The organism is Amycolatopsis halotolerans, assembly GCF_042647905.1.
Taxonomy (GTDB): domain Bacteria; phylum Actinomycetota; class Actinomycetes; order Mycobacteriales; family Pseudonocardiaceae; genus Amycolatopsis; species Amycolatopsis halotolerans.
Genome location: NZ_JBHRWI010000002.1, coordinates 54903 through 79534, shown reverse-complemented (window position 1 = coordinate 79534; position 24632 = coordinate 54903). Strand labels below are relative to the sequence as shown.

Annotated in this window: 25 protein-coding genes; 17 read left to right on the top strand and 8 right to left on the bottom strand. The window is 69.4% G+C overall.

What is annotated here, in order from left to right:
- Positions 1-65: 65 nt before the first annotated feature.
- Positions 66-464, bottom strand: a complete 399-nt coding sequence (locus ACFORO_RS01110; protein ID WP_354746264.1) for a DUF1508 domain-containing protein — start codon at positions 462-464, stop codon at positions 66-68.
- 463 nt (positions 465-927) lie between these two features.
- Here ACFORO_RS01110 and ACFORO_RS01105 point away from each other — a divergent pair, with 463 nt between their 5' ends.
- Positions 928-1839, top strand: coding sequence for a LysR family transcriptional regulator (locus ACFORO_RS01105; protein ID WP_354746266.1), 912 nt, complete (start codon positions 928-930; stop codon positions 1837-1839).
- On the opposite strand, the gene ACFORO_RS01100 is transcribed toward ACFORO_RS01105, so the two are convergent.
- Positions 1812-2342: a flavin reductase family protein gene (locus ACFORO_RS01100; RefSeq protein WP_377873985.1), complete on the bottom strand. Its 531-nt coding sequence runs from the start codon at positions 2340-2342 to the stop codon at positions 1812-1814. The genes ACFORO_RS01105 and ACFORO_RS01100 overlap by 28 nt on opposite strands.
- Positions 2343-2472: 130 nt before the next feature.
- On the opposite strand from ACFORO_RS01100, the gene ACFORO_RS01095 reads away from it, so the two are divergent.
- The 6 genes from ACFORO_RS01095 (at position 2473) to ACFORO_RS01070 (ending at position 9210) form a co-directional block, all read left to right on the top strand.
- Positions 2473-3333: an alpha/beta fold hydrolase gene (locus ACFORO_RS01095; RefSeq protein WP_377873984.1), complete on the top strand. Its 861-nt coding sequence runs from the start codon at positions 2473-2475 to the stop codon at positions 3331-3333.
- Positions 3333-4976, top strand: a complete 1644-nt coding sequence (locus tag ACFORO_RS01090) for an FAD-binding protein (protein ID WP_377874016.1) — start codon at positions 3333-3335, stop codon at positions 4974-4976. Before ACFORO_RS01095 ends, ACFORO_RS01090 begins: the two co-directional genes overlap by 1 nt.
- Complete coding sequence (locus ACFORO_RS01085) at positions 4973-5974, top strand: 2Fe-2S iron-sulfur cluster-binding protein (RefSeq protein WP_377873983.1); 1002 nt, start codon at positions 4973-4975, stop codon at positions 5972-5974. Before ACFORO_RS01090 ends, ACFORO_RS01085 begins: the two co-directional genes overlap by 4 nt.
- 62 nt (positions 5975-6036) lie before the next feature.
- Positions 6037-6756: an SDR family NAD(P)-dependent oxidoreductase gene (locus tag ACFORO_RS01080; RefSeq protein WP_377873982.1), complete on the top strand. Its 720-nt coding sequence runs from the start codon at positions 6037-6039 to the stop codon at positions 6754-6756.
- Positions 6757-6892: 136 nt separating this feature from the next.
- The gene (locus ACFORO_RS01075) at positions 6893-8377 is read left to right on the top strand and encodes an MFS transporter (protein WP_377873981.1); all 1485 of its coding nucleotides are present in this window, start codon (positions 6893-6895) and stop codon (positions 8375-8377) included.
- A gap of 20 nt (positions 8378-8397) precedes the next feature.
- Positions 8398-9210 (top strand): alpha/beta fold hydrolase, encoded by an 813-nt coding sequence (locus ACFORO_RS01070; RefSeq protein WP_377873980.1) that lies wholly within the window; start codon positions 8398-8400, stop codon positions 9208-9210.
- A 53-nt stretch (positions 9211-9263) separates the two neighbouring features.
- On the opposite strand, the gene ACFORO_RS01065 is transcribed toward ACFORO_RS01070, so the two are convergent.
- The 4 genes from ACFORO_RS01065 to ACFORO_RS01050 form a co-directional block, all read right to left on the bottom strand.
- The gene (locus tag ACFORO_RS01065) at positions 9264-10049 is read right to left on the bottom strand and encodes an SDR family NAD(P)-dependent oxidoreductase (protein WP_377873979.1); all 786 of its coding nucleotides are present in this window, start codon (positions 10047-10049) and stop codon (positions 9264-9266) included.
- A 2-nt stretch (positions 10050-10051) separates the two neighbouring features.
- On the bottom strand, positions 10052-10303 hold the full coding sequence (locus ACFORO_RS01060; RefSeq protein ID WP_377873978.1) for a ferredoxin: 252 nt from the start codon (positions 10301-10303) through the stop codon (positions 10052-10054).
- A complete protein-coding gene (locus ACFORO_RS01055) occupies positions 10303-11451 on the bottom strand; it encodes a Rieske 2Fe-2S domain-containing protein (RefSeq protein WP_377873977.1) in 1149 nt (382 codons plus the stop codon). The genes ACFORO_RS01060 and ACFORO_RS01055 overlap by 1 nt, the downstream gene beginning before the upstream one ends.
- A 105-nt stretch (positions 11452-11556) precedes the next feature.
- Entirely contained in the window at positions 11557-12381 is an 825-nt protein-coding gene (locus ACFORO_RS01050; RefSeq protein ID WP_370936035.1) for an IclR family transcriptional regulator, read from the bottom strand.
- A 159-nt stretch (positions 12382-12540) separates the two neighbouring features.
- Here ACFORO_RS01050 and ACFORO_RS01045 point away from each other — a divergent pair, with 159 nt between their 5' ends.
- The 5 genes from ACFORO_RS01045 (at position 12541) to ACFORO_RS01025 (ending at position 17811) form a co-directional block, all read left to right on the top strand.
- A complete protein-coding gene (locus tag ACFORO_RS01045) occupies positions 12541-13389 on the top strand; it encodes an LLM class F420-dependent oxidoreductase (RefSeq protein ID WP_377873976.1) in 849 nt (282 codons plus the stop codon).
- A gap of 1 nt (position 13390) precedes the next feature.
- Positions 13391-13876 (top strand): nuclear transport factor 2 family protein, encoded by a 486-nt coding sequence (locus ACFORO_RS01040; protein WP_377873975.1) that lies wholly within the window; start codon positions 13391-13393, stop codon positions 13874-13876.
- A gap of 90 nt (positions 13877-13966) precedes the next feature.
- A complete protein-coding gene (locus ACFORO_RS01035) occupies positions 13967-15577 on the top strand; it encodes a class I adenylate-forming enzyme family protein (protein ID WP_377873974.1) in 1611 nt (536 codons plus the stop codon).
- Between the two features lie 100 nt (positions 15578-15677).
- Positions 15678-16862: an acyl-CoA dehydrogenase family protein gene (locus tag ACFORO_RS01030; RefSeq protein WP_377873973.1), complete on the top strand. Its 1185-nt coding sequence runs from the start codon at positions 15678-15680 to the stop codon at positions 16860-16862.
- A 28-nt stretch (positions 16863-16890) separates the two neighbouring features.
- Positions 16891-17811 carry a VOC family protein gene (locus ACFORO_RS01025; protein WP_377873972.1) on the top strand — a complete coding sequence of 307 codons (921 nt, stop codon included), beginning with the start codon at positions 16891-16893 and terminating at the stop codon, positions 17809-17811.
- A gap of 124 nt (positions 17812-17935) precedes the next feature.
- Here the strand turns inward: ACFORO_RS01025 and ACFORO_RS01020 are convergent, their stop codons facing one another.
- Entirely contained in the window at positions 17936-18709 is a 774-nt protein-coding gene (locus tag ACFORO_RS01020) for a class I SAM-dependent DNA methyltransferase (protein WP_377873971.1), read from the bottom strand.
- Entirely contained in the window at positions 18706-20211 is a 1506-nt protein-coding gene (locus tag ACFORO_RS01015; protein WP_377873970.1) for an FAD-binding protein, read from the bottom strand. The genes ACFORO_RS01020 and ACFORO_RS01015 overlap by 4 nt, the downstream gene beginning before the upstream one ends.
- Before the next feature lie 142 nt (positions 20212-20353).
- Between ACFORO_RS01015 and ACFORO_RS01010 the strand changes: the two genes are divergently transcribed.
- The 5 genes from ACFORO_RS01010 to ACFORO_RS00990 all read left to right on the top strand — a co-directional run bounded on the left by ACFORO_RS01010 (position 20354) and on the right by ACFORO_RS00990 (position 24628).
- Positions 20354-20956: a TetR/AcrR family transcriptional regulator gene (locus ACFORO_RS01010; protein WP_377873969.1), complete on the top strand. Its 603-nt coding sequence runs from the start codon at positions 20354-20356 to the stop codon at positions 20954-20956.
- Positions 20957-21051: 95 nt separating this feature from the next.
- On the top strand, positions 21052-21825 hold the full coding sequence (locus ACFORO_RS01005; protein WP_377873968.1) for an SDR family oxidoreductase: 774 nt from the start codon (positions 21052-21054) through the stop codon (positions 21823-21825).
- Positions 21825-22466 (top strand): PaaI family thioesterase, encoded by a 642-nt coding sequence (locus ACFORO_RS01000; protein WP_377873967.1) that lies wholly within the window; start codon positions 21825-21827, stop codon positions 22464-22466. Before ACFORO_RS01005 ends, ACFORO_RS01000 begins: the two co-directional genes overlap by 1 nt.
- On the top strand, positions 22463-23218 hold the full coding sequence (locus ACFORO_RS00995; protein ID WP_377873966.1) for an SDR family NAD(P)-dependent oxidoreductase: 756 nt from the start codon (positions 22463-22465) through the stop codon (positions 23216-23218). The genes ACFORO_RS01000 and ACFORO_RS00995 overlap by 4 nt, the downstream gene beginning before the upstream one ends.
- Positions 23219-23239: 21 nt before the next feature.
- Positions 23240-24628, top strand: coding sequence for an amidase (locus tag ACFORO_RS00990; RefSeq protein ID WP_377873965.1), 1389 nt, complete (start codon positions 23240-23242; stop codon positions 24626-24628).
- The last annotated feature ends 4 nt before the right edge of the window (positions 24629-24632 follow it).

The following is a 24632-nucleotide window of genomic DNA, read 5'->3' as shown; positions in this document are numbered from 1 at the left end:
CAAACAGTGCCCGGTTGGTCGCGTTCCCACCCGACGGCGCGGGAGTTAATGCCCGACGAACGCGGTCAGCCCGGCAGCCGGTACTTCGTTCGCCAGTCGGTGATCCGGCCCTCCGCCGCGAATTCCGCCGCTTCCCCGATCGCGGTGACAAAGCGTTCGTATCCGTGCTGCGCTTCGATCCGGCGGCCGTAGGCGTGGCTCGCCGACGCGATCGTGCCGTTGCCCGCGCGCAGCAGCCACCGCCAGTCGATTCCGTGGTCGTGGGTCAGTTCCATACGGGTGCGCGGGATGTTCGCGCACAGCCACTGGATCGCCGCGACGCATTCCTCTCCGTTGCGGTAGTCGACGGTGCCCAGCCCCAGCGAGGCGTTGTTCGTGCCGAGGAGCCGCCACCTCGTCGCGTTTCCCGGGCCGCCGATCAGCTGAAACCGGGGAGTCCGACGTGGACTTCGAGCGCTTTTCATGTGTCGCAACCTCAGTCCGGCTCGGACGGCCGTCCGGTGACAAGCCGTCGCAGTCAGAATGGACATCGCGGGCGCGCGGCCGGAAAGTTACCGTCAGCGGTTAAGCGGCGACGGCCACCCGGTGAACAGCGGGTGCGTGCGGGCATTCCACAGTAGACCGTCGGCCGACGGTCACGCTCGAGATTCTTTTCGCCACTCCTCGCAATGACATCGCCCGTCGCCGCGCCGGTGTTTCGCGCGCGGAGCGGTTCGCCGCGAGTTCGACTGTTCGCCGCAACCGCGATTCGGGCGTTCGGCGGCACCTGCGGCTGGGTAATTGGGGCACTCTCGGTGTCCTTCGGGGCGCGAAAATCGCGGCCCGCGCGGATCGGGTCGGTATTTTGCGTCGTGGCCAAGGGGAGGGGACCGCGGTGGCGTCTACTGTGGACGTCCGGGAAAGCGCGTTTCGGATATGGTTGGCGGAATGGCTGATCTGACGCTCACGGGCCTCCGGGTCGTGGTGGAGGTGGCCCGCACCGGGTCGTTCAGTGCTGCCGCGCACCGGCTCGGCTACACGCAATCGGCGGTGTCGCGGCAGATCGCGGCGAGCGAACGCGCTACTGGAACCGCGTTGTTCGAACGGCATGCCCGCGGAATCCGTCCTACGACAGCGGGAGAGGTGCTGATCCGGCACGCCGGGCGGGTTTTGGAAAGCGTGAGCGCGGCCGGAAAAGAACTGGCCGGGCTCCGGGACCGGCTGGGCGGGCGGATCTCGGTCGGCGCGTTTCCCGCCGCGTCGGCGGTTTTGCTGCCGAGGGCGGTTTCCCGGCTGATGCGCGCGCATCCGGGCGTGGAGGTGCAGCTCGCCGAGTCCGCGACCCCGGCGCAGCTGCAGTCGCTGCGGCGCGGACGGCTCGAGGTCGCGGTGGTCGTGACCGGCGACGATGTGCCGGAATACGACTTCGACAGCTTGCGCCGCACCGAATTGCGCGGCGGAATCGGGTACGGGGTGGCGGTCGCGGAAGCGCATCCGTTCGCCGGGCGCAGCTGGGTCGAACCGGACGAACTGGCCGAGCAGCACTGGATCGTCGGCGCGGGCGGTTCGCCGGAATTCGGGACGTGGCCGGGGATCGCCGGGCCGATGATCGCGTTCGCGGTGCGCGCGTGGCCGACGCGGTTAGGCCTGGTCGCGGCGGGACTGGGAATTTCGCTGGTGCCCGGTTTCGCGGCGGACTCGCTGCCCGCCGACGTCCGGTGGATCCCCGTGCGCGACGAGTGCGGCGGCCTGCGGCGCAGCTTGTGGGCGGTGACGGGGGAGCAGCCGGGTCCGGCGGCGGTGGCGATGGTGCGTGCGCTGGAGGAAGAGGCTCAGCGGTCGCTCCAGCCCCAAAGGTAGCCAGGCACCTCGTCCGGACGGCCTTCGACGCCGAAATCGCCGCGGTAGAAAATCATCGGCCGCTCATCGGCGCCCGGGTCGAGTGCGAGTACCCGGCCGAGGACGACGTCGTGGTCGCCCGCGTGGTGCACAGTCTCGATCTCGGCGTGCACGCGGAGCAGCACCTCGGGTAATTCCGGTGTGTCCCAGCGGGAAAGCTCCCAATTCAGCCCCTCGAAGCGAAGGCCGTGCCGGGATCCGAAGCGAGCGCAGAGATCGGCTTGCGGTTCGGCCAGCACGTTGACGCAGAACCGCCCGGCGGCGCGGATGCGCGGCCAGGCCCGGCCGCCGCGGTCGGCGCAGAACAGCACCAGCGGCGGTTCCAGCGACACCGACGTAAAGGACTGGCAGGTGAATCCCACCGCCTCGCCGCCGTCGACGCCGGTCACCACGGTGACCCCGCTGGCGAACCGGCTCAGCGCGCGGCGCATTTCCAACGGGGTCGGTGCTTCGGTGGCTTGCATGGGCTCGACGGTAAAAGCCGCCGACATCGCCCGGGAGGAGCTCTCTCGGTGACCGGGACTGGCGACCCGCGCGCGTGCGCCGGCTGGCTAGCTTCGGCGGCATCCCGCACCCACGAGCAAGAGGTCAGCCATGCCGGAACTGAGCCACGACGCGACGCTGCGCGAACTCCGCACCGACCGGGGCGTGCTGCGCTACCACGAAGCAGGCGACGGCCCGCCGGTCGTGCTGCTGCACGGATCCGGCCCCGGCGTCACCGGATGGCAGAACTTCCGGGCGAATCTGCCGTCGTTCGCCGCGCATTTCCGGTGCCTGATCCTGGAATTCCCCGGATTCGGCGTGAGCGACCCGGTCGCGGAACCGCCGATGCCCGCCGCCGAACGCGCGGTGCTCGACCTGCTCGACGGGCTCGGCATCGCCGCCGCCGACCTCGTCGGCAACTCGATGGGCGGGTTCGTCGCCACCCGCACCGCGATCGCGCATCCGGATCGCGTCCGCAGGCTGGTGACCGTCGGCGGGATGGGCACGAACATCTTCAGCCCGGCACCGGGCGAGGGCATCAACCTGCTGACCGAATTCGTCGAGGACCCGACGCGCGAACGGCTCGTGCAGTGGCTGAATTCGATGGTTTTCGACCGCGGCCTGATCACCGAGGAACTGATCGAGGAGCGGTGGCGACTCGCGACCGCGGCGGATTCCTTGGCCAGCGCCAAGAAAATGTACGGCAAAGGCGTGCTGCGGGCGCAGGCGGCCGCGACCTTCGACGTCACCCCGCTGTGGGCGACGCTGCGCAAGATCCGTGCCCGCACGCTCATCACCTGGGGCCGGGACGACCGGGTCAGCCCGCTCGACATGGCGTTGATCCCGATGCGCACGATTCCCCACGCGGAACTGCACATTCTTCCGAATTGCGGCCACTGGACGATGATCGAGCAGAAAGAAGCGTGGGAAAGCGCCGTTCTCGCGTTCCTGCTCCGGAAGGACGGCGAATGATGGCCTGGGACGCGGAGCACGACTTCGTCGTCGTGGGGTCGGGCGGCGGCGGGATGACCGCGGCACTGACCGCCGCGGCGGCCGGGCTGGACGTGCTGGTCGTCGAGAAAGGCGCGATGTACGGCGGCTCCACCGGGATTTCCGGCGGCGGCATCTGGATCCCGAACAACCCGACGCTGCGCACGGCCGGGCACGACGACAGCCGGGCGTCGATCCGCCGTTACCTCGACCTGCTCACCGAAGGACGCGTTCCGGCGAAGAGGCTCGACGCGTATGTCGACCACGGTCCGGCGGCGATGGAATTGCTGGAGCGCAGCGAATGGCTGCGGTTCTTCTGGGTGAAGGGCTACGCCGACTACCACCCGGAGCTGGAAGGCGGCCGCCCGCTGGGCCGGTCCGTCGAGGCGAAGCCGTTCGACACCCGGAACCTCGGCGAGGACGAGCGGCACCAGCGGCCGAACACGATGAAGGGTCCGCTCGGCCTGTGGGTCACCGCGAAGGATTACCACGATCTGGCGATGGTCAAGCGCACCTGGCGCGGTCGGTGGGCGTCGGTGATCGCGGCGTGGCGGGTGTCGTCCAATGTGGTGCGGCGCCGGCACATGGCGACCGGCGGCCGTGCGCTGGTCGCGCGGTTGCGGATGGCGTTGAAGGACGCCGGGGTCCCGCTGTGGCTGCGGTCGCCGATGACCGAGCTGGTGGTCGAGGACGGCCGGGTGACCGGGATCGTCGCCGAGCACGACGGGGCGCACAAGCGGATCCGCGCCCGCCGTGGCGTGCTGCTGGCGACCGGCGGTTTCGAGCACAGCTCGGACCTGCGGAAACGCTATCTTCCGGAAGCTGCCTGGGACGACTACAGCGGCGGCGCGCGGGAGAACGTCGGCGACGGCATCGAGGCCGGGCTGGGCGTCGGCGCGGCTACGGACCTGATGGACGACGCGTGGTGGATGCCGTCGGTGCGGCACCCGTCCGGCGCGGTCGTGCCGCTGGTGTCCGAGCGGTCGATCCCGCGTTCGGTCATCGTGTCGGCCGAGGGCAGGCGGTTCACCAACGAGTCCGCGCCGTATGTCACCTTCGTGCACGCCCAGCTCGAGGGCGGACACGTACCCGCCTGGTTCGTCATGGACGCCAAGGCCCGCGCGCGGTATCCGTTCGCGCAGATCCTGCCGGGCGCGCCGATTCCGGAGCCGTATTACGCGGCGGGAATCGCGCACCGGTCCGAGACCTTGGCCGGCCTTGCCGCGAAGATCGGTGTTCCGGCTGACGCGCTGGCGGAAACTGTGAAGCAGTTCAACGGTTTCGCCCGTGCTGGAGCGGACGGCGATTTCGGTCGCGGCGAATCCGCCTACGACCGGTATTACGGCGACCCGACCTTGCCGAATCCGTGTCTCGACGTGATCGAGAAGGGGCCGTATTACGCGTTCCGGATCGAGGTCGGCGACCTCGGCACCAAGGGCGGCCTGGTGTGCGACGAGAACAGCCGTGTCCTGCGCGACGACGGCTCGGCGATCGACGGCCTGTACGCCACCGGAAACACGACCGCAGCGGTGATGGGCAACGAATACGCCGGCCCGGGCGCGACAATCGGGCCGTCGATCGTCTTCGGCTATCTCGCGGCGCAGCACGCCGCGCGCTCGGCATGAGCACGATGCGCGTGCGGGTGACCGAGGTGGTCCGCGAGACCGCTGACGCGCATTCGCTGGTGCTGGAACCGATCGACGGCAGTTTCGACTATCTGCCCGGGCAATTCCTCACTGTGCGTATTCCGTCCACAGAGGACAGTGTCGCACGCTGCTATTCGCTGTGCAGTTCACCGCACTCCGAGGAGCCGCCGAGAATTACGGTGAAGCGCACGGCGGGCGGGTACGGGTCGAATTGGTTGGTGGACAACGCGGTCGAGGGGACTGTGCTGGACGTCCTGCGGCCGTCGGGCACGTTCACCCCGAGATCGCTCGACACCGACGTGCTGCTGCTCGCCGCTGGCAGCGGGATCACGCCGGTGATGTCGATCCTGAAGTCCTGTCTGCGCGCCGGTTCCGGCCGGGTGGCCCTGGTCTACGCGAACCGCGACGAGCAGTCGGTGATCTTCCGGGACGAGCTGCTGCGGCTGACGAAGGAATTTCCGGACCGGCTGACCGTGCTGCACTGGCTGGAATCGGTGCAGGGGATGCCGACCGAGGCCGGGCTACGGGCGTTGACCGTGCCGTATCGGGAGCGAGCGGCGTTCCTGTGCGGGCCTGGTCCGTTCATGGAGCTGGCCTCGGAAGTCCTTAGTGGACTAAGTGTGGAAAGCGTTGCCGTGGAACGGTTCACGTCGCTCACCGGCGACCCGTTCGCCTCGGTGGAGGTGGACGAGTCCGGCCCGGCGAGCACGGTGGAAGTCGAACTCGACGGTGAGACGCGGACGTTGCGCTGGCCCCGGGAGAACGCGTTGCTCGACGTCCTCTTGGCAGCAGGGTTGGACGCGCCGTTCTCGTGCCGGGAGGGTGCCTGCAGTGCCTGCGCTTGTGTGCTGGTGAGCGGTGAGGTGGACCTGGTGCACAACGAAGTCCTCGACGCGCGGGACCTCGCGGACGGGCTGATTCTGGCGTGCCAGGCCCGGCCGCGGACGGACGAGGTCAAGGTTACTTACGAGGCCTGATCGAGTCCGGTGAGCGGGATCGCCGCCGCGTCGCGAGCGGCACCGGTGGCAGCGTGCGACGGGTGCACCGATTCGAGAACGCGAAAGTCCTGCTCACCGGTGGCGGCTCGGGGATCGGCCGAGCCACCGCGCTCCGTCTCGCGGCCGAAGGCGCGACAGTCTTCTCCGTCGACGTCGACCATTCCGGGCTGCCGGAGACCGAACGGATCCTCCCGCATCAGGCGGATGTTTCCGACGAGACCGCGGTTTCCGCCGCGGTCCGGGCCGCGGCGGCTGAACTCGACGGTATTGACGTGGTCGTCAATGTCGCCGGAATCCACCGCACCACCCCGATCGCGGAGCTCACCGTCGCGGACCTCCGGCGGCTCTACGACGTGAACCTGATCGGCACGGCTTTGTGCTGCCGGGAAGCGTTGCCGCACCTGCCCGACGGTGGCGTCATCGTGAACGTGTCCTCCAGTTCCGCCACGCACGGAAATCCTTACATGACGGCGTATTCCGCCAGTAAAGCCGCGGTGCTGGGATTCTCGCTGAGCCTCGCGGCGGAGGTGATCGGCCGCGGCGTCCGGGTGGTCGTCGTGTCGCCGGGCACGGTCGCGACGCCGCTGGTCGGGCCGGACGTCCTGGCCGGTCTCGACGTCTCTTACTACAGCCGGATCCGCTCGCCGCTGGGCGCGGCGGAGCCGGACCAGATCGCCGCGACGATCGCCTTCGCCGCGTCCGCCGACGCCGGCTACCTGACCGGCACGGAAATCCGCGTCGACGGCGGTTCGCACATCTGAGCAGACTCCCGGTGAGCGGGATCGCGCCGGGACCGCCGGGAGGCCGTGATTACGCTCACGTCGATTCCGGCCTCATCAGCGCGGGACCTCGTATTCCGGCGGGGATTCCCCTGATCACTTCTGGAAAGGGACCGGCATGGCACTCGACCTGAATCCGGCGAACGGACCTGTATCCCGCGGGCGGATCATCGCGGTCTGCGCGCTGATCATTCTGCTCTCCGAAATAGCCACGTTCGAAATCCTCATGGTGTATCCGGCGCTGCCCGGGATGGCCGCGCATTTCCGGACCCTCGACGTGGCGCAGGCAGCCTCGGTGGTGACACTCGCCGGCGCGGTCGTCTTGCCGCTCGCGGGCAAGGCCGCCGACCGCTACGGCAAGAAGCGGATCATCCTGGTGATGGGCGCGATCTTCCTGCTCGGCAGCGTCGTGTGCGCGACCACCGACGTGTTCGCGCTGCTCCTGATCGGCCGCCTGCTGCAGGGCAGCCTGGTCGGCATCGTGAACATTTCCTACGCGCTCGTCCGCGACGTCATCCCGCGCTCCTACGTGCCGGTCGCGCTCGGTTCGGTGGTCACCGGAATCGGCATGGGCGCGGTCGCCGGACCGTTTCTCGCCGGGTGGCTGATCGACAATTTCGGGTTCCGCAGCGTGTTCTGGTTCATGGCGATCTACGTCGGCGTCCTGCTGCCGCTGCACGCGTGGCTGGTGCCGGAAAGCAAGGTGCGGGTCAAATCGTCGTTCGACATTCTCGGCGCCATTCTGCTCGGTGCGAGCCTCGGCATTCTGCTCGTCGCGGTCGGCAAGGGCGGCACGTGGGGCTGGGGTTCGACGACCACGGTCGGCGCGTTCGGCATCGGAGTGCTGCTGCTGGCCGCGTTCGTGCTGCGCGAGCTGAAGGCCCGGGAGCCGCTGATCGACCTGCGGGTGCTGGTCGGCCGCAAATTCCTGCCGACGGTGGTCGCCGTCGGGCTGGTGTCGTACATGATGAACGCGCACGGCATCCTCAGCCCGACCATGTTCGAAACCCCGCACATCCCCGGAAACACTTACGGTGCTGGGCTTTCCGCGTTGCAACTGGCACTGTGGACGTTCCCGCTCGGCGTGGTGGGCATGGTCGTCGGCCCGCTCGGCGGCTACCTGTCGAAGCGGATCGGCGCGCGGCAGGTGCTGCTCGCGTCCAGCCTGTGCTTCCTCGTCGTGATGTTCCTCGGCTCGCGGATGTTCACCGTGCAGTGGCAGGTCGCGATCACCAGCTTCGTTGCGGGGTTCGCGGTCGGATTCCTGCATTCCTCCAACGCGAACCTGCTGCAGGACGCGCTGCCCGAGCGGCTCGGCGGCGCGGGCAACTGCATCGCCGGCGTGATCGCGATGCTGGCGTCGTCGGCCGCGGTGACGGTGACCGGCGCGATCATGGCCGGGCACGTGCGGATGACGCTGCCCCAATCGCACGCGGTGATCTACGGCGACGCCGCGTTCACCCAGTCCTACCTGTGGGCGGGCGTCGTCGGCGTCTTCGGGGTGGCGATCATCCTGCTGATGAAGCACGGCCGCAAACCCGCGCAGGGCGGGATGGTCGAGGAGAACGACACGACCGCTCGGGTGAGCGTCGAGCAGGCCTGAGCACCGCCATACTGCGTCACGTGGAGACGGACGATGGTATCCGCCTTTGGACGGCGCGGACGGGCGACGGCGAACCGGTCGTCTTCTGCCACGGCGGCCCGGGGCTGTGGGACATGATGGCGGACGTCGCGGCTTCCCCTTCGGGAGCCGCGACAGTCTGTCGTTGGGACCAGCGCGGATGCGGCCGGTCGCCGCGTCAAGGACCGTATTCGGTCGCCCGGACAATGGCTGATCTCGACGCGGTCCTGGCCCATTTCGGCTGGGACCGCGTCGCGCTGCTGGGGCATTCTTGGGGCGCGCAGCTGGCCTTGCGCTACACGCTGGCGCATCCGGAGCGCGTGACGAAGCTGGTCTACGTCTCCGGCACCGGGATTGACGACGACTCGACCTGGCACGCGGCTTACCAGCGCAACCTCCGCGACGCACTCGGCGGGCGTCTTCCGCGGTGGGAGGCGCTGCGGGACCGGGACCGTACCGCGGAGGAGGACCGGGAGTACTGCGTCCTGCAGTGGTCGGCCGACTTCGCGGACCGGGAGCGCGCGCTGGAGCACGCCGAAGCCATGGCTGACCCGTGGTTCGACGTGAACTTCGAGTGCAATGCGGCTCTGAACCGTGAGCGTTCGCCAGGCCTGCGTGACCAGTGCGAAACGCTGAAGGTGCCGACATTGATCGTGGACGGAACCGCGGACATCCGGCCGCGGTGGGCGGTGGACTCGCTGGAACGGGCGTTGCCGGTCGTCTCGCGCGTGCAACTGATGGCTGGTCATCTGCCGTGGGTAGAAGATCCGACCGGCTTCCACGCCGCGGTCAGCGGGTTTTTGGCAAGTACGTGAGGGGAACCCTGAGGGAATCTGAGTCCCTCAGGGTTCCCCTCACGGAACGTCGGCTATCGCGTCGGGAGCAGCTTTCGCGTCGCCTCGTGTGCGGCCAGCGCCAGTTCAGCGCGCGGGAACCCGCTCCGCTTCTCCGCCGCGGCAAGATTCCCGCCAGCCACCCACACCGGCCCGTCCGCGAGATGCGCCAGCCCTTCGCGCGCGACGTCGTCCGGCTCGGCCACGTTCAGTCCCGGCAGGTCGAACGCCAGCCCGGCCCGCTCCATCGCCGGTGTCCGGGTCACGCCCAGCACCAGCTCCAGCACGTCCACGCCGCGCTCCCGCATCTCGAGCCACAGCCCCTCGGCGAACACCCGGCTGAACGCCTTCACCGCGGAATACACGCTGATCTCCTCCTGCCCGAGGTACCCGGCCAGCGAACCCACCAGCATGATCCCGCCGCGACCGCGTGCTGCCATCAGCGCGCCGAAGTGATGTGTCAACGCGAGCTGCGCGGTGATGTTGAGATCAATAACCCCGCGCACCCGCGACAAATCACCGGTCACGAACTCGTGGCCGTAACTGTTCGCACCCGCGTTGAAGATCAGCAACCCGATCTCGAGCCCGTCAGTCACTTCCCGGATCGTCGAGAGCGCGTCCGGATCGAGCAGATCCACCTGCACGGTAAGCACTTCCACGCCGCGCGCCCGAACCGCCGCCGCGGTTTCCGCCAATGGTGCAGGCTTGCGTGCGATCAACACCAGATTGATCCCGGCCTCGGCGAGCTGATGCGCGAACGACGCACCGACGCCTTCCGAACCACCCGCGATCACGGCCCACGGCCCGTACTTCTCGACCATGTTCATTCTCCAGCCACCGGAATTCCCCCGCCCGCGACCGCCCGGTCAATCGAATCCCGCAGCGCACCACAGCCGCGGAACAGGTCGTCCGCACAGGCCGACCGTTCGACGCATCGCGCGGAAGCGTTGGTGTCCCACTGAATGCTGGTCTGCTGCCAACTGCTCTTGCGCACCTTCAGCCACGCCTCGCACGTTCCGCATTGGACCGGCCGCATCGGCTCGTCCAGCAGCCGGTTGTCGGCCCGGATCGCCATCAGACGGGCTCGCTCGTCCGGCGGCTGAGGTTCTCCTCGACCTCCTTGCGCCACGCGGCATTCGGCTTCGCCGTGTCCAGTTCGAACTCGAACCGCTCGGTCATCTCCGGCGTGACGTCCGCGACGTCCACATAGAACTGTTCGTACCAGCGCCGCAGCTGGTAGACCGGACCGTCCTCTTCGCACAGCAACGGGTTCTCGATCCGGGTCTTGTTCTTCCAGATCTGCACGTCCTGTTCGAAGCCGATCCGGATGAAATCGCCCATCTTGCGCGCGGTCGCCTCGGCCTCCGCGCCGGAAAGCTTGTCCGTGCGCTTGACGATGATCCCGTACTGCAGCTTGAACGAGTTCGCGGTGACGGGGTAGTGGCAGTTGATGAGCACGGCGTCGATGTCCATGCCCTCGTAGTGATACGTCAGTTCGTCGATCATGAAGGACGGCCCGTAGTACGCGGCGACGGAGGTGTTGCCGAGTGACTTCAGCTGGCCTTCCTTCGCCGGCGGGCGCACGTCTTCCCGCGAAGTCCCGCGTTGCAGCTGCGTGGCGACGTGTCCCTCGAAGATGTTCTTGAAGTACGTGGGGAAAGCGAAGTGCACGTAGAAGAAGTGCGCCATGTCCACGACGTTGTCGACGACCTCGCGGCAGTTCGTGTCGACGTGCGTTTCGTACCAGGTCCAATCGGTCCAGTCGTCGCGCGTCGCGCCCTCGATGCGCGGGATGACCACGTCGGGCGGCGGCGGATTGCCCTCCGGGTCGTTCCAGACGAACAACATCTTGTCCTGCACCAGCGTCGTCCACGCCGCGGTGCGCGCCCGCAGCGGAACCCGGCGGCTGTAAGGAATCTGCTTGCACCGGCCGTCGCCGCCCCAGCGCCAGTCGTGGAACGGGCAGGCGACCTCGTTGCCCTTGACCGTGCCCTGCGACAGATCGCCGCCCATGTGCCGGCAATACGCGTCGAGCACGTTGAGCTTGCCGTCCTCGCCGGCGAACACCACGAGCTTCTGCCCGAACGCGGTGATCGGATGCGGCTTGCCGTCGGCGAAGCTCTCGGCCAGCCCGAGACAGTGCCACCCGCGGGCGAACCGCGTGGGCGCCGCGCCGGCCTCGATCACGCGGACCTCGTCCGGTGCCGGCTCCACTGTGGTCATTGTCGGATCTCCTTCCAGTGCCCCGCTTCTGCGAGGCTGAACGTAGAACGGCGGGCGGTGCGCGAGCCGGTGCTATCTCGGTGACTGAGAGTCCTTTGTGGACTATTAGTTCCAGGCGGGTTCGGCCGTGCGCAGCCGAACCATCGGGTACAGCTCCTGGGTGACCTGCCGCGCGGCGACCACGACCAGCGGCGCGACACGCTCCAGCGCGGTCTGCGCGTCGCCGACCAGAGAGATCGCGGCTTCCGGCCCTTCCGGTCCGCGGATGGCAGCGGCGACACAGGAGATGTCAGAGAAGCACTCGCCGCGTTCGAAAGCGAGACCGTTGCGGTCGCGGATCCGGCCGAGCTCGCGGTGCAGCGTCACCATGTCGCAGATCGTCCGGCTGGTCTGACGGCCGAGCGTCGGCATGACGCGGTCCTCGACCTGTTCGGCGGGGAGCCACGCGAGCATCGCCTTGCCGAGCGCGGTGCACTGCGCGGGCGCGCGGCCGCCGACGCGCGACGGGACGACCGCGGCGAACCGGCCGCCGACCTTGTCGAGATACCGGACGTCAGCGCCGTCGAGGATAGCCAGATGCGCGACCATGCCGGTGCGCAGCTGCAGTTCGTGCAGCACGGCCGCGGTCGCCTCGCGCAGTTCGAGATGGTTGCCGCCGGTGCCGCCGAGGTTCAGCGCCCGTGCGCCGAGCGCGTACCCGAACGACGAATGCGACAGCCACTGCAGCCGCACGAGCTGGTCGAGGATGCGGTGCGCGGTCGAACGGGGGAGATGGGTCGTGCGCGCGACCTGTTCGAGGGTGAGCCGGGTGCTCGGCGCGTCGAAGGCGTCGAGGATCAGCGTCATCCGCTCGACCATCGACGGCGGCAAGGTGCGGTTCTGCGCGACATCCGTGCCGAGGGAGTCCGTTTCGATCGCGACAACCGTCATGCTGTGCTCCTCGCGGACGAATTGAAATCATTTCTAGTTTTGAAGGTAACACGGCGGCCTCCCGGGGCGTCAACACGCGGCGGGTCACGACTGCGGCACGGCTCCCGATCAGCGGGAGAAGCCGCTCGCGCCGGCCCGGCGGCCGGTAGGCATGGCGGCATGGACATCGGCCTCGTGAGCCCCGTGGTGACCCGGCTGCCGGGGGACCCGAACGCCTGGGAGGACACCGCCGGCATCGAAGATCTGGCGCGGATCGCGGAGACCGCGGACCGGCTCGGCTTCGATCACCTGACCTGCAGCGAGCACGTCGCGGTGCCGGAAGCGGTCGCGGAGCAGCGCGGCTCGACCTACTGGGATCCGCTCGCGACCTTCGGTTTCCTCGCCGCTCGCACCAGCCGGATCCGGTTGGTCACGCAGGTGCTCGTGCTGGGGTATCACCATCCGCTGGAGATCGCGAAGCGCTACGGAACGCTCGACACGGTCAGCGGCGGGCGGCTTGTGCTCGGTCTGGGCGTCGGGTCGCTGCGGGAGGAGTTCGACCTGCTGGGCGCGCCGTTCGAGCAACGCGGCGAGCGGGCCGACGACGCGCTGCGGGCGCTGCGAGCCGCGTTGTCGCAGCGGCTGCCGGAGTATCACGGACCGCACTACGACTTCGCCGGGATGATCGTCGAACCGCATGCCGTGCAGGCGAAAGTCCCGCTGTGGATCGGCGGCCGAACCAAGCGCTCGCTCCGGCGGGCGGTGGAACTGGCCGACGGCTGGGTCCCGTTCGGGCTGTCGCTGGAGGAACTGAGCCGGATGCTCGGCGCCGTTGAGCTGCCGGGCGGCTTCCAGGTCGTGCTGTCGCCCGGAAGGCCGCTGGACCCGGGCACGGCCTCCTGCCGGGATCGGCTGGCCAGGGTGGTCGAGGCCGGGGCGACGACGGTCAGCGCACGGATCGCGGCGAACTCGGCCGACCACTACCGCGAGCAGCTCGAAGCGCTCGCCGAGCTAGGAAGCGAGGTCTGAAGTGGACCGGATCGCCCAGTTGGAGGCACGGCTCGCGCGGCTGGAGGACGAACGCGAGATCAGCGGGCTGATCGCCGCGTACGGTCCGCTGGCGGACGCCGGCGCGGCCGAGGACGTCGCCGCGCTGTGGACCGAGGACGGGGTGTACGACGTCGACGAGATCTACCTCGAAGGCCGCGAACAGCTGGCCCGGATGATCCGGTCGAGCGCCCATCAAGGCTGGATTTCCGCCGGTTGCGCGCATTTCGTCGGCCCGCCGCACGTGACCGTCGACGGCGACACGGCGATCGCGGTCTGCCACTCGCTGATGGTGGTGCATCAGGACGACCGCTTTGTCGTCCGGCGCGCCACGGCGAACCATTGGGCGCTCGCCCGCACCGAGGAGGGATGGAAGGTCACCCGGCGCACCAACCGGGTTCTCGACGGCCGGGCCGAGTCGCCCGGGCTGCTGCGGCAGGGCGCGTACGGCGAGCCGGCGTTCCTCTGAGCCGGTCCCGGTCACTGGAATCGGCCCGGCGCTGGCGGCGGTGAGCAGGCACAATCACGCCGCACCGGTGCGCGAGGAGGGAGACCTTTGATGAGCCTCTCCGCTGATCCTCGGCAGGCGCTGACCGCGCCCGGCGGGCCTTGTGAGCTGCGCACGGAGACTGTGTTGGGCGTGCCGATGACGGTGTTCGCTCATCGTGCGCGGTCGTTGGGTGAGGTGCTGGCGGCTTCGGCGCGGCACGGCGATCGCGAGTATCTGGTGACTGCCGACCGCCGGATCACCTTCGCCGCGCATGCCCGCCAAGTGGCGTCGGTGGCTTGCGCGCTCCGCGAGGAGTACGGGATCGGCAAGGGCGACCGGGTCGCGATCGCGGCGGCGAACAGTCCGGAGTGGGTGGTCGCGTTCTGGGCGACGGTGTCACTGGGCGCGATCGCGGTCGGCTACAACGCGTGGTGGTCGCGGCCGGAACTGGAGTACGCGCTCGGCCACACGCGACCGGCTCTGGTGGTCGCCGACGCGAAGCGGGCCGCGCTGCTGGACGGGGTACCGGTGCTGACCGTCGAGGAGGACATACCCCGGTTAGCGCATTGTTCGGATGGACCGCTGCCTTCCTGCGCGGTCGATGAGGACGATCCGGCGGTCATCCTCTACACCAGCGGCACCACAGGGCGGCCGAAAGGCGCGGTGCACACGCACCGGAATCTGACGTCGGTGATCGAGTTCCACCGCCTGAACAGCGAAGTCGCCCGTGTGCTCGGCGACCCCACGGATCCGTCCGCGCGGCGGTACTTGCTCGGGGTGCCGCTGTTCCACATCGCCGGACTGCACAATCTGGTCGTGCCGCGGCTGGCTGATGGCAGCGCGGTGGTGTTGCACCAGGGCGGGTTCGACGCGGAGCGCGTGTTGCGGCTGGTCGAGGCTGAGCGGGTGACGAACTGGGGCGTTGTGCCGACGATGGCGCACCGTCTCCTGGAGCACGGCAATCTTGACCGGTACGACCTTTCCTCGCTGACTGCTTTCACTCTCGGCGCTGCGCCTTCCTCCCCGGCTTTCCAGCAACGGTTGCGCGCGGAGCTTCCGGTGGCGGAGCAGGGGTTGGTGGACAGCTACGGCCTGACGGAATCGTCCACAGCGATTTCTGTTGCCACGTCTGCTGATCTCGCCGCATCGCCAGGCACTGTCGGACATCCGATCGCGACGGTGGAGCTGGAGATCCGGGACGCTTTCGGCGAGTTAGCGCCCGAGGGCAGCGCGGGGGAGATCTGCGTCCGCAGCCCGTTCACGATGCTGGGCTATTGGGAAGATCCCGAAGCCACGGCCGCCGTTATTGACGACCAGCGGTGGTTGCACACCGGGGATATCGGCGTTCTTTCAGGCGGCCAGCTGCGGCTCACCGCGCGCCGGTCGGATTTGATCCTGCACGGCGGGGAGAACGTTTATCCGGCCGAGGTGGAGAACGTGCTGGCCGAACACCCGGCGGTGCGGGAATGCATCGTGCTGGGCGTGCCGCATGTCGACCTGGGCCAGGAAGTGGCCGCGGTGGTAGTGGTTTCCGTGTCGGTCGGCGAGGACGAGCTGCGGGCGTTCGCGGCGGAGCGGCTGGCGTATTTCAAGGTCCCGTCGCGGTGGCGGATCGGGACGGAACCGTTGCCGCGCAACGTGACCGGCAAGGTGGTGCGAAACCGGGTGGCGCGGCCCTGATCCCGTTGACCGGGAGCGCGTCCGCGCGCCCGGGTGCTCCGCTGGGAGGCTCGGGGCAGCCGGGACCGCATCGTATCCGGACCGGAGAAAGGGAAGCGCCATGACCCATCCCGCTCTTGCCGCAATCGACGAGCGCTCCGAGGAGATCTCGGCGCTCGGGCCGGAAAACGAGCGGCTCGGCCGGCTCGCCGACGAAGCGGCCAAGGTGCTCCGGGAAACCGGCGCGATCAAAATGCTCCAGCCCGCCGATTACGGCGGCGCGGAAGCCCATCCGCGCGAATTCGCGGAAACGGTCATGCGGCTGGCGTCGCTCGACGGGTCGACGGGCTGGGTCGCCGGGATCGTCGGCGTGCACCCGTGGGAAATGGCGCTCTGCGACCGTCGTGTGCAGGAAGAGATCTGGGGCGCTGACAACGACACCTGGATCGCTTCGCCGTACGCGCCGATGGGCGTGCTGAAGCCGGTCGACGGCGGGTATGTCTTCAACGGACGGTGGCAGTTCTCGTCCGGAACCGACCACTGCGACTGGATTTTCCTCGGCGGCTTCCTCGGCGACGCGGACGGCAATGTCGTGCAGCCGCCCCGGAATTACCACGTGATCCTGCCCCGCGCGGACTACGAAATCGTCGAGGACACCTGGGACGTCGTCGGCCTGCGCGGCACCGGCAGCAAGGACATCGTCGTCAAGGACGCGTTCATTCCGGAGTACCGCGCGGTCCCGTTCAGCCGGATGACCGACGGCAGCGCGCTGCGCGAATCCGGCCGTACCAACCCGACGTACGGCGTCCCGTTCACCACGATTTTCCCGCTCGGCATCACGTCCGCGGTGATCGGCATCGCCGAGGGCGCGCTGGCCGCGCATCTGGCCTATCAACGCACGCGTGTGCAAATCACCGGCACTCGGGTGAAAGACGACCCGTACGTGCTGTTCGCGATCAGCGCCGCCGCCGAGGAGATCAAAGCCTCGCGAATTGCCATGCTGGACAACGTGTCCCGCTTCTACGACAAGGCAGCCACCGGTTCGCCGGTTACGCTCGCTGACCGCGCCGCGTCGCGCCGCACCCAGGTCGCCGCGGCGTGGCGAGCGGTGCGCGCGATGGACGAGGTGGTCGCCCGCAGCGGCGGCAACGGCCTGCGGATGGACAACCCGATCCAGCGATTCTGGCGCGACGGCCACATGGGCCTGGCACACGCGATCCACGTGCCCGGCTCGGTGTTCCACGCGTCCGCGCTGACCGACCTCGACGTCGAGCCGCCACCCGGCCCGATGCTCTCCATGATCTGAACTCTCTTACCCCGCAAGGAGTTTCGCTATGACCGACATCCGAGGACTCGGATACCTCCGGGTCCAGAGCCGGGACCTGCCGCGCTGGCGCGAGCTGACCGTGGAGGCGCTCGGCTTCGCCGAAACGTCCGGCCCGGTTCCCGACGGTCTGTACCTCCGGATGGACGAACGCGAGGCACGGCTGATCGTGCTGCCCGGCGAGGACGACCGGGTGCTCGCGGTCGGCTGGGAGGTGCGCGACCAGTTCGCGCTGGCCGCGGTCGGGCGTGCGGTGGAAGCGTCCGGAACCGCGGTGAAAGTGTTGTCGGAAAAGCAATGCCGCGAACGCCGCGTCGATTCGGCGATCACCTTCGACGACCCGTCCGGCACCCCGGTCGAGGTCTTCTTCGGCCCGGTCCTCGACCACGACCCGGTGCGGACGAAGTGGACGCAGCAGTTCGTGACCGGCGCGCAGGGCATGGGCCACGTGGTGCTGCCGACGACGAACTTCGCCGAGGTCGAGACGTTCTACACCGAGGTGCTGGGCTTCCTCCCGCGCGGCGCGGTCTCGATGAGCGGCGCGGCCCCCGACCAGAAACCGCGCCGGGTGCGGTTCATGGGCGTCAACGAGCGCCACCACAGCCTGGCGATCTGCCCGGCCCCGCACGGCGAACCGCCGGGCCTGGTGCACCTGATGGTCGAGGTCGATTCCCTCGACGCCGTCGGCCGCGCCCTGGACGAGGTCGGCAAGCGCGGGTTCTCGGTTTCCTCGACGCTGGGTCGGCATACCAACGACAAGATGGTGTCGTTCTACGTCCGGGCGCCCGGTGGGTGGGACCTGGAGTACGGGACCGAGGGAATGCTGGTGGACGAGCGGTTCTACACCGCGGAGGAGATCACGCGGGACAGTTACTGGGGGCATGACTGGTCCGGGTCGGAGCAGTTGGCCGCGTTCAGCCCGCCTAAGTAACCTGGCCCCGCCCGCGCGCCCCAATGTGGCATTGGGTGCATCTGACGCACCGAACGCCACATTGGGTGCGTGGGACGCACCCAATGCCACATTGGGGCGCTTTCCGCGGTGCGCACCGCCCGGCTCAGCCCAGCGGCTTCTCCCAGACTGAGATGTGCTGCTCGCTTTCGTGCGTGAACGGCTTCCCGTCCCAGGATTCCCACCGAGACCGCAGCCGCAGCCCCGCCAGCCGCGCCATCAAGTCCAGTTCGGCGGGCCACACGTACCGGAACGGAATCGCCCGGAACTCACCCCGGCCGTCGGCCACTCGCGCGTGATACGAACTCATCGACTGCGTGGCGACGTCGTAAAGGTCGAATCCCCAATGCGTCGGGCTCAGGTCGAACGGGACGACGGTCTGCCCGGGCGGCAGTTTCCGCAGATCCGGCACCCCGACTTCGATCACGAAGCACCCGCCCGGCGCGAGATGCGCCGCGGCATTGCGGAAACACTCCACCTGCGCGTCCTGCGTCGTCAGGTTCCCGATCGTGTTGTAAACCAGATACGCGACGGAAAAGGTCCCCTCGACCCGGGTCGTCGCGAAGTCGCCGATCGCCACTTCAATGCCGTCGCCGCCGGGTTTGGCGCGCAACCGCGCGGCCATCGCGGACGACAGGTCGATCCCGGACACCGGCACGCCTCGCCCGGCGAGCGGCAGCGCGATCCGGCCGGTGCCGATGCCCAGCTCCAGCGCACGGCCGTCGCCAGCGAGCCCGGCCAAGACGTCAACCGCCGGATTCACCGCCTCCGGTGCGAACATTTCGGCCGAAGATTCGTCGTACCTCGCAGCTACAGTTTCTCCGAAATAGTCCTCCACCCCGGCGACGGTAACCGACCCGATCGCCGGGGCGCAGGTCATTTTCCGACCGGTGCCACCAGATCGTCAACGGCGCGGGCGGCGAAAGCCATCGCCGTGCCCAACGGAATTCCCGGTCCCGGGTAGTAGCCCCCGGTCATGGACGCCGCCGAATTGCCCACCGCGTAAAGGCCTTCCACCGCCGAACCGTCCGCGCGCAGCACCCGCGCGTCCGGGTCGGTCACCAACCCGCCCTTCGTGCCCAGATCCGACAACACCAGTCGCGCGGCGCGGAACGGCGGCTGGTCCACCGGAACCAGCACCGGATTAGCGAAATGCCGCGCGTATTCATCCTCGCCGCGGCCGAAATCCGCGTCGTGCCCGGCCTCGGCAAACGAGTTGAACCGAGCAACCGTCTCCGGCAGCTCCGGTGCGTCGATCAGCTTCGCCAGCTCCGCGAGCGTGTCCGCCTCGACCCACGTGCCAGCCGCCAGGTGGTCGTCCGGCCGTCCGCCCGGCAACGCGATGGCGGGCAACCGGCCGCCCTCCCGGCTGTCGAACACGAGGTGCGAAGGGACCCGCCGCGCCGGATCCGCTGCCATCTCCCGGCCCATCTGGTCATACGGCAGCGATTCGTTCGCATACCGCCGCCCGTCGCGGTCCACGACGATGCCGCCGCGGAAGCCGAGCGTGAACGACGCGCCGCCGTCCGGCATCGCGATTCCCGGGCACCACCAGCCCTCGTCCATCAGGTCGACGGCCGCGCCGAGCTCGATCGCCGCCTCCAGGACCTGGCCGCGGTTCGTTTCCGCGGGGGCCATCGACCAGGCCGCCGAGCCCGGCACGCCGGACTGTTCCCGCAGGCCGGCGTTCCGCTCGAACCCGCCCGCGCCGATGAGCACGCCGTGAGTCGCCCCGATCCGCCGCGAGCCGACGCCGACGCTGACGCCGACCACCCGGCCATCCTCGACCACCAGCTCGTCGACAGGGGTCCCGGTGAACACGGTGCCGTTGCCGGTCGCGTCGAAGGCCAGCAGCAGCCGTCCGATCAGCGCGCGGCCGCCGTCCAACGGGGCGTCCCGGTGCCCGCGGCCGGTGCGGTCGCGGTCCACCGGCGGACGCACCAGCTCCGCGCGTTCGCCCAGCTCGGACAGCGGCAGGTCGACCGGCACGAACGAGCGTCCGCCGGGGACCCGGCCGGGCCGGTCGAAGTAGTCCGGGAACGCCCGCCACTCGAACTCGATCGCCGGGTCCGCCTCCAGCGCGGCGACCAGCTCCGGCGCCTTCGCCAGGAACGCCTCCTGCCGCCCGGTCCGGTCCTCGCCGAGCAGCGCGCGCAGGTACTCGCGCGCGGCGGCGGTGGAATCCGCGACGCCGAACCGCTCCTGGACCTGCGTGCCCGGCAGCCAGCAGGCCGCGCCGGAGTACGCCGACGTCCCGCCGAGCAGAGCGGCACCCTCGACCACCGCGGTGCGCAGTCCCGCTCGGGCGGCGAGGTACGCGCCGGTCAGCGCGCCCGCGCCGGACCCGACCACCACCACGTCGAACTGGTCGTCGAAAGCCATGAGTCCTCCAAGTCGTCGCGACCCGGCGAGCCAACCGCATCGCCGCCGCGCCGGGGCGCGGTCATCCCACTCACCGGTAGCGGCGGCGCCCGGTGGGAGGATCGTGCGCGAGAATGACCTGATCACGAGCGGAGGAGTCGCGGTGCCGAGAGTCGCCGAAAACCGGGCGCCGGCCACGCCGAGTTCGCCCGCGCAGCAGGAGCGCTACCGGCGGATCCTGCGAGCGGCCGCGGACCACGGCGCCGAGCACGGCCTCGACCGGATCCAGATGCTCGACGTCGCCCGCGACGCCGGCGTCGCCATCGCCACGCTCTACCGGTACTTCCCGTCGAAGACGATCCTGTTCACCGCGCTGCTGCACAGCCAGGTCGAACAGCTGGACCGCAACAGCGTCCCGGTCGAGCCCGGCCAGGAACCGGCCGAGGCGGTCGCGCGCGTGCTGGTCGACGCCGCCCGCCGCCTGCTGGAACGGCCGCGGCTCGCGCAGGCGATGCTGCAGTCGAACAACGCGACGGTCGCGGGGGAGTCGCCGAACATGGCCGCGACGGTCGAGTTCGCCGACCTGATCCTGCGCGTCGCCGGGGTGGCGGAGGCCAGTGCGCACGACCGCCGCTTGGTCCGGCTGATCGAGCAGACCTGGTACGGCGTGCTGACCTCGCAGCTGAACGGGCACATCACGGCGGAGGAAGCGGAGGCGGACACGGTGCTGGCGTGCCGGTTGCTGCTCGCCGAATTGGGCCGCTGACCGGTTTCTCCCGGTGACCGGGATGGGCCCGCCGCCCGAAGCGGAGTCCCCGTAGCGTCGCGGCCGTTCCCGGAACCCCACCTCAGGAGGCCGTCATGCCGCGCACCGTCGTCGTCACCGGAGCGAGTTCGGGGATCGGTGCGGCACTCAGCAGCCTCCTCGCCGAGCGCGGCGATCAAGTCCTCGGCGTCGACCTCGCGGGCAGCGACGTCGACGCGGACCTCTCTACCCCGCACGGCCGTACTGCCGCCGCGGAGGAGGTCGGCAAGCGCACCGGGCACGTCGACGCGGTGGTCACCTGCGCCGGAACGTCGAACCCCGGCGAAGCGATGGTCACGGTCAACTACTTCGGCAGCACCGGTTTCATCGAGGCCCTGCAGCCGTTGCTCGCGAAATCCGAAGCGCCGCGCGTCGTCCTGGTCGGCTCGATCTCCGGCACCCAGCCGAACGACCCCGCGGTGGTCGAGGCCTGTCTGCGCGGCGACGAACAAGCCGCGCTGACCGCCGCCCGCGAGGCGATCGCGGACAACCGGGCGCTCCAGCTGTACCCGTCCTCGAAGTCCGCGATCGCGCAATGGGCGCGCCGGACGTCCGTCTTGCCAGGCTGGGCCGACGCGGGAATCGCGGTCAACGTGGTCGCCCCCGGCGTGGTCCTGACGCCGATGACCGACGAGCTTTTCGCCGACCCGAAGATGAAAGCCGTGATGGACAAGGCAGTCCCGATGCCGCTGCACGGTTACGCGACCGCGGAGGACGTCGCGCGAGTGCTGGCGTACTTCGCCGACGCCGCGACGACGCACATCACCGGTCAGGTCGTCTACGTCGACGGCGGCGCCGAGGCGACCCTCCGCCCGGCGGCGCACTACTGATGACGACTTACGCCGAAAGCGTCCCGCTGTCGCCCGTCCCGAACGACGACGGCATCGACGCTGCTGTCACTGCGGCCCGCCGGGTCGTCAACGCGCTCCTGCAGGCTGGCGCGAACAGCGCAGCGCCGATGACGGACATCGCCCGCGATCTCAACCGGATCGCCGCCCAGCTCGAAGAGCACGCGCCGGAGCGGCAGGAGCGCTTCGTCGGCATGTGGGCCGGGCGACCACGGCACGATCCCGTCACCGGCCCGGAAAACGCGCTCGCCCCGCCGCTGCACTTGCACGGCCTGCCAGACGGTTCGGTGACCGGCACGGTGACGCTCGGCCTGCCGTATCAAGGCCCGCCCGGCTGCGTGCACGGCGGGATTTCCGCGCTGCTGCTGGATCACGCGCTCGGCGTCGCCAACAGTTGGGGGCCTGGACCGGACGGGATGACCGGCACGCTCAGCGTCCGCTACCACCGGACGACCCCGCTGTTCGAGGAGCTGACGATTCGCGCGCGGCAGCAATCCAGCGAGGGCCGCCGGATCCACACGACCGGCGAAATTCTCGCCGACGGTCAGGTTTGTGTTTCCGCGGACGGAATTTTCGTGGCCAAGCACGTGGCGCGACCGGTTGCTGACGAAGGAGGCCGATGAACACGCTCGCGGGCCGGGTGGCCCTGGTGACTGGCGCCGGACAAGGCGTCGGGCAAGGAATCGCGCTGGCAGGGGCGGGAGCGTCGATCGCGGTCCTCGGGCGCACGCGCGGCAAGCTGGACGAGACCTGCCGCCTCCTGCGGGAGCGGGGTGCCACCGCGGAACCGTTCGAGTGCGATGTCGCGGACACCGCGTCGATTCCCGGGGTCGTCGACGAGGTCGTTTCGCGATTCGACCGGCTGGACATTCTGGTCAACAACGCCTACTCCGGCGCTTTCGGGCCGTTGCTGAAAATGAGCGACGAGGATTTCACGCGCGGTTTCTCGACCGGACCGTTTGCCGCGTTCGCTTTTATGAAAGCCGCCCATCCGCATTTGAAGGCGACCGGCGACGGTTCGATCGTCAACTTGGTCACCTCGGCGATGGTGCGCTGGGATCCGACCACCTACGGTGCTTATGCCGCAGCGAAACAAGCCTTGCGCTCGCTGTCGCGCACCGCCGCCGTGGAGTGGGCGCGCGACGGGATCCGGGTCAACGCGATCGCGCCACACGCGTTGTCGCCGAGCTTGAAATGGTGGACCGAACACAACCCCGAAGAGGCCGCCGAATTCGTCTCGACCATTCCGATGGGCCGGATCGGGGAGTGCGAGGAGGACATCGGCCGCGCCGTAGTCGCGCTGGTCGGTTCTGATCTGCGCTATCTGACCGGAGCCACCGTGCCGCTCGACGGCGGCCAAGCCTTCTTCGGCTGAGCCTTCTGAGGAGACCTCGCTGTGCCCACCCTTTCCGCCCTCGACACCGCCGCCGCCATCCGCCGCGGCGACCTGTCCGCCCGGGAGGCCGCCGAACAGGCGATCGCCCGCATCGAGGAAGTGAATCCGCAGCTCAACGCCGTCGTCGGCCGCCGCTTCGAGGCTGCTCTCGAGGAAGTCGACGCCGGTCTCCCGGACGGCCCGCTCACCGGAGTCCCGTTCCTGGTCAAGGATCTCGGCACCGAGGTCGCCGGTCTCCCCGCCACCCAGGGCAGCGCGCTATTCGCCTCCGCTCTGTCCACAGCGGACAGCGAACTGATCCGCCGCTACAAACGCGCCGGTTTGGTCATCCTGGGCACCACCAACACCCCCGAATTCGGCCTCAACGCGAGCACCGAGCCGCAATTGCACGGCCCCACGCACAACCCGCACGACCTCTCGCGCTCGCCAGGCGGCTCGAGCGGCGGTTCCGCGGCCGCCGTCGCCGCGGGCCTGGTCCCCGCCGCACACGCCACCGACGGCGGCGGCTCGATCCGGATCCCGTCGGCGATGTGCGGCCTGGTCGGCCTGAAACCCAGCCGCGGCCGCACCACCGGCGCCCCCGACTCCGGCACGCTCGCCGCCCCGGTCTCCGTCGCCCACGCGGTCACCACGACAGTCCGTGACAGCGCGGCCCTGCTGGACGCGATCGCCGGACCACTCCCGGGTGAAGCCTTCGCCGCCCCAACCCCGCCCGGCACCTTCCTCGACGCGACCCGCCGCGCTCCCGGCCGTCTCCGCATCGGCCTGGCCACCCAAGCCCGAACCGGCGTCGACCTGCATCCCGCCTGCCTGGCCGCGGTGCAGCAGACGGCGAAACTCTGCGAGGAACTCGGCCACTATGTCGAGGAAACCGTGGCCCCGTTCGATTTCCCGGACGTTCGCACGACCGGCGGGGTGCTGATGGGCGCGGACCTGGTGGTGATCGTCGAAGACCAACTGGCCGCTTTGGGCCGGGAACTCCAGCCGGGCGACGTCGAGCCGTTCACCGAACTGCTGCTCGACCACTACCGCGGTTTGACCGCTAACCAGCTCCACCGCGCACTGCGCCGGGCACAGGAGATCGGGTGGGAGGTCGGGCAGGTCTTCACCTCCTATGACGTGCTGCTCACGCCGACCCTGCCGCTCCCGACTCCGCCGCTGGGCTTGCTGGACACGACGGATCCCGCGTCGATCTACGAGCACGCGGGCGCGTATTCGGCGTGGACCAGCGTTTTCAACGTGACCGGGATGCCCGCGATCTCGCTCCCGCTGGGCCGGGACGACGACGGACTGCCGCTGGGGGTGCAGTTCGCCGCGGACCTGGGGCAGGAGGGGTTGCTGTTGTCGCTGGCGGCGCAGGTGGAGGAAGCGGCGCCCTGGGCCAACTGACCGT